General features: G+C 65.4%; 3 protein-coding genes and 2 pseudogenes. 4 read left to right on the plus strand and 1 reads right to left on the minus strand.

Annotation, left to right across the window (positions count from 1 at the left end):
* Positions 1–134: pseudogene (locus R2601_RS27385) on the minus strand (Tat pathway signal protein); the annotation flags it as partial.
* Positions 135–468: 334 nt separating this feature from the next.
* Here R2601_RS27385 and R2601_RS16455 point away from each other — a divergent pair.
* The 4 genes and pseudogenes from R2601_RS16455 to R2601_RS16470 form a co-directional block, all read left to right on the plus strand.
* The gene (locus R2601_RS16455) at positions 469–2,103 is read left to right on the plus strand and encodes a L,D-transpeptidase family protein (RefSeq protein WP_040544828.1); all 1,635 of its coding nucleotides are present in this window, start codon (positions 469–471) and stop codon (positions 2,101–2,103) included.
* A 30-nt stretch (positions 2,104–2,133) separates the two neighbouring features.
* Positions 2,134–3,228, plus strand: coding sequence for a UDP-3-O-(3-hydroxymyristoyl)glucosamine N-acyltransferase (gene lpxD, locus R2601_RS16460; RefSeq protein ID WP_007800358.1), 1,095 nt, complete (start codon positions 2,134–2,136; stop codon positions 3,226–3,228).
* Positions 3,229–3,266: 38 nt separating this feature from the next.
* Positions 3,267–3,527, plus strand: a complete 261-nt coding sequence (locus R2601_RS16465) for an acyl carrier protein (RefSeq protein WP_040544829.1) — start codon at positions 3,267–3,269, stop codon at positions 3,525–3,527.
* 50 nt (positions 3,528–3,577) lie between these two features.
* Positions 3,578–4,124 (plus strand): annotated as a pseudogene (locus R2601_RS16470) (beta-ketoacyl synthase N-terminal-like domain-containing protein); the annotation flags it as partial.

Genomic DNA, 4,124 nt, shown 5'->3' on the forward strand with positions numbered 1-4,124 from the left:
AGCCGGCGAATATCGCCAGCGCCGCGCAGGAACCCTGCCGCGTTTGCGTATGTCGGAGCTGCTGTGACGAGTGTAGCGCCAAATGCGCCAAGAAGGCCGCGGCGTGTAAGGCCGCCTGCAGTTGATTTTGTCATGTGAAAGCGCCTGTCCCGTTAAGTCGCTGTACCTGTTTGCGTCGCCTCGTTGGACGACACCTGCCATCTATCCCCAGATGCGTGGATTATATGCCACAGAGTAAAAATTCTGAGAAGGCGGTTTTCGGTAGGTCGGAGAGATTGAGCCGTTTTCGGCAAGATCCTGCGCAAATAGCGTACATCTTGTGGCCGGAACGCGCCGACACGCATGACCGGTGCAGCGCTGCCGCGCTGCGGCGGAATTATCACGCCTTCGGGAAATGTGAGTGGACAGTGTAGGATACTGACGTCCAACACTAGTTTTGTAGCAGGCCGTTCGAGTTCAGGGATCACTATGACAAATTCACGCAGGCAGCTTTCCACCGCTCTGAAACTCGGTCTCGTGGCCGGGATGGCCGCTGGCTGGATGTGTGCCGCCGCGCCACAGGCGGCGCAGGCCCAGAGCCTCGCGCTGACCGGGTACAAACAGGCAGTGGCCGAGTCGCTCTCGGAAGACGAAGGCATGGCGGCGTTCTACCGGGCTCGCGGTTTCGAGCCGATCTGGACCTCTGCGGATGAGGCTGCCACGGCGCGGCGCGCGGCGCTGATCCAGGCGCTTTCGAGTGCTGGCCAGCATGGGTTGCCGGCCCGTCGCTACGATCCGGTGTCGCTTTTGGCCCGGATGCGCGCGGTCCGCAGTGAAGGTGACCGGGGGCAGCTCGAGATCGAGCTGTCGCGCGCCTATCTGCAATTCGCCCGCGATCTCAGCGGCGGTGCGCTCGATGGCCGCCGCATCGACAGCGGCATCAAGCGCGAGCCCGCTCGCCGCGGCTCGGAGGATCTGCTCGAGGCGCTCGCGACGGGCGAGCCGCGCGCGGTGTTCCGCGATCTCGCGCCGAAAACGCCCGAGTACACGCGCCTGATGCGCGAGAAGCTGAGCCTCGAGCGGGTCATCGCCCGCGGCGGCTGGGGCGCGCCGGTGACTGTGGGAAAGCTCGATCCCGGCGACAGCGGCCCCGGCGTGGTGATCCTGCGCGACCGGCTGATCGAGATGGGCTACCTCAAGCCGACGCTGTCTGCGCGCTATGATGATGCGCTGCGCGACGCTGTGCTGGCTTTTCAGGGTGACCATGGGCTCGAAGCGGACGGGGTGGCCGGCTCCTCGACCCTGAGCGCCGTGAACGTGCCTGCGACCGAGCGCCTGAAATCGGTGATCGTGGCGATGGAGCGCGAACGCTGGATCAACTTCGCCGACGGTCTGGGTGAGCGTCATGTGTTGGTGAACATCGTCGATTTCCACGCCCGCATCATCGATGACGGCAAGGTCACCTTCGAGACGCGCTCGGTGGTGGGCCATCAGGACCCTGACCGCCGTACGCCCGAGTTCTCGGACGTGATGGAGTTCATGGTGATCAACCCGTCGTGGTACGTGCCGCGCTCGATCGTGGTGAACGAGTACCTGCCGCTGCTGCGCCGAAACCCGGGTGCGGTGAGCCATCTGGTGATCACCGACAGCCGAGGGCGACGGGTCAATCGCGGCAACGGCTTTGCCCAGTACTCTGCCGCAAGCTTCCCGTTTGCCATGCGCCAGCCCCCGGGCCCGAAGAACGCGCTCGGGCAGGTGAAGTTCATGTTCCCGAACAAGTACAACATCTACCTGCATGACACGCCGTCGAAGCACCTGTTCGCGCGTGGCCAGCGGACCTTTTCGCACGGCTGCATCCGGCTCGGCGATCCCAAGGATTTCGCCTATGCGCTGCTGGCGCTGCAGACCGATGATCCCGAGGGTTTCTTCGCGTCGCGTCTGCGAGGCGGCTCGGAGAGCCGGGTCAATCTCGAGCAGCCGGTGCCGGTGCACCTGATCTACCGCACCGCGTTCACGCAGGCGAAGGGCCGGGTCAATTACCGCGCCGATGTCTACGGGCGTGACGCCAAGATCTGGGACGCCCTCGCGGCAGCAGGGGTGGCACTGGGCGGCGTGGAGAGTTAAGTCCTTCGGGGAGACATCCCGGAGGATCCGATGCCGACCTACAGCATTTCCGACATTGCCGCTGCCCTCGGGCTCGAGGCGCTTGGCGACACCGATATCCGCGTCAGCGGCGTGGCCGAGCCTGCGATGGCGAGCGAGGAGCACCTCGCGCTCGCGATGAAGCCGGAATACGCCGAGCAGCTTTCCGAGGGCAGGGCGCGCGCCGCGCTGCTCTGGGAGGGCGCTGACTGGCAGGCCATGGGGTTGAGCGCGGTGCTGCTGCCGAAGCGCCCGCGCCATACTCTGTCCGGCGTCTCGGCGATGATGGATCCCGGTCAGGGCTATCACGAGGGGATCCACCCGATGGCGGTGATCGACCCCTCGGCGCGGCTTGGCGAAGGGGTCTCGGTCGGGCCATTCACGGTGATCGGGGCCGGTGTCAGCATCGGGGCGGGTTCGGTGATCGGGCCGCAGGTCAATATCGGCTGGAACACCACGATCGGCGCGAGCGCGCTGATCCATGCCGGCGCTAGGATCGGCGCGCGCTGCACCATCGGCGCGCGCTTCATTGCCCAGCCCAACGCGGTGATCGGTGGCGACGGCTTCTCCTTCGTGACGCCCGAGCCCTCGGGGGTCGAGAAGGTGCGCGAGAGCCTCGGCAAGGAGGCCGGAGGCGAGGCGCAGGCCTGGGCCCGCATCCACTCGCTGGGCGGCGTGACCATCGCCGACGATGTCGAGGTGGGCGCGAATGCCTGTATCGACCGCGGCACCGTGCGCGACACGATGATCGGCGCGGGCACCAAGATCGACAACCTTGTGCAGGTCGGCCACAACACCATCGTGGGCGAGAATTGCCTGCTCTGCGGTCTGTCCGGGATCGCCGGCTCGGCCAAGGTTGGCAACAACGTTGTGATGGCCGGTCAGAGCGGGCTCGTCGACAACGTCTTCGTCGGCGACAACGTGGTGATCGGCGCCGGCGCCAAGGTCTTGGCCAATGTGCCTGCCGGCCGCGCCATGCTCGGCTACCCGGCGATCAAGATGGATCAGCACGTGGAAAGCTACAAGGGGATGCGCCGCCTGCCACGGCTGTTCCGCGATGTCGCGGAGCTGAAGAAAGCGGTTTCCAAGCTGACGGGGAATGAGTAGACGAGCCGGGACTCTGCGACGAATAGGGAGCGCCGCCCATGAGTGTTAAGGACCGCGTGATCGCGATCATCGCCGAACAGGCCGTGTTGGAACCGTCCGATGTCACGATGGAGAGCACGCTCGAGGATCTGGGCATCGACAGCCTCGGCCTCGTCGAAAGCATCTTCGCCATCGAGGAAGAGTTCGACATTTCAGTCCCCTTCAACGCCAACGAGCCCGAGAAGAGCGATTTCGACATCTCGTCGGTCGCCAGCATCGTGGCCGGCATCGAAGCGCTGATCGCCGAGCAGAAGAAGTGAAACGCGTCGTCATTACCGGCGCCGGCACGATCAATGCTCTCGGGCGCGACGTGCCGGAAACCCTCGAAGCGATGCGCGAAGGCCGCTGCGGTATCTCCGAGCTCGAGTTCCGCGATGTGGAGCGGCTGGCGATCCGCATCGGCGGCCAGATCAAGGGCTACGAGCCCGAGAGCTCCTTCAATCGCCAGCAGATGTCGCTCTATGACCGCTTCACCCAGTTCGCGCTTCTCGCCGCAAGGCAGGCGGTGGCACAGTCCGGGCTCGATTTCACCGGCGCCCTGGCGGATTGCTCGGGCGTGGTGCTGGGCACGTCCGGCGGCGGTCTGACCACGCAGGACGAGAATTACCGCTCGGTCTACGAGGAGGGCAAGAACCGCGTTCATCCCTTCGTCGTGCCGAAGCTGATGAACAATGCCGCCGCCTCCCATGTCAGCATGGAGATGAACCTGCGCGGTCCGACCTTCACCGTCGCCACCGCCTGTGCCTCGTCGAACCACGCCATGGGGCTGGCCTATCACATGGTGCGCGGCGGCAGCTGCTCGGTGATGCTCACCGGCGGCTCCGAGAGCATGCTCTGCTTTGGCGGGGTGAAGGCCT

The organism is Salipiger bermudensis HTCC2601 (assembly GCF_000153725.1).
GTDB lineage: Bacteria > Pseudomonadota > Alphaproteobacteria > Rhodobacterales > Rhodobacteraceae > Salipiger > Salipiger bermudensis.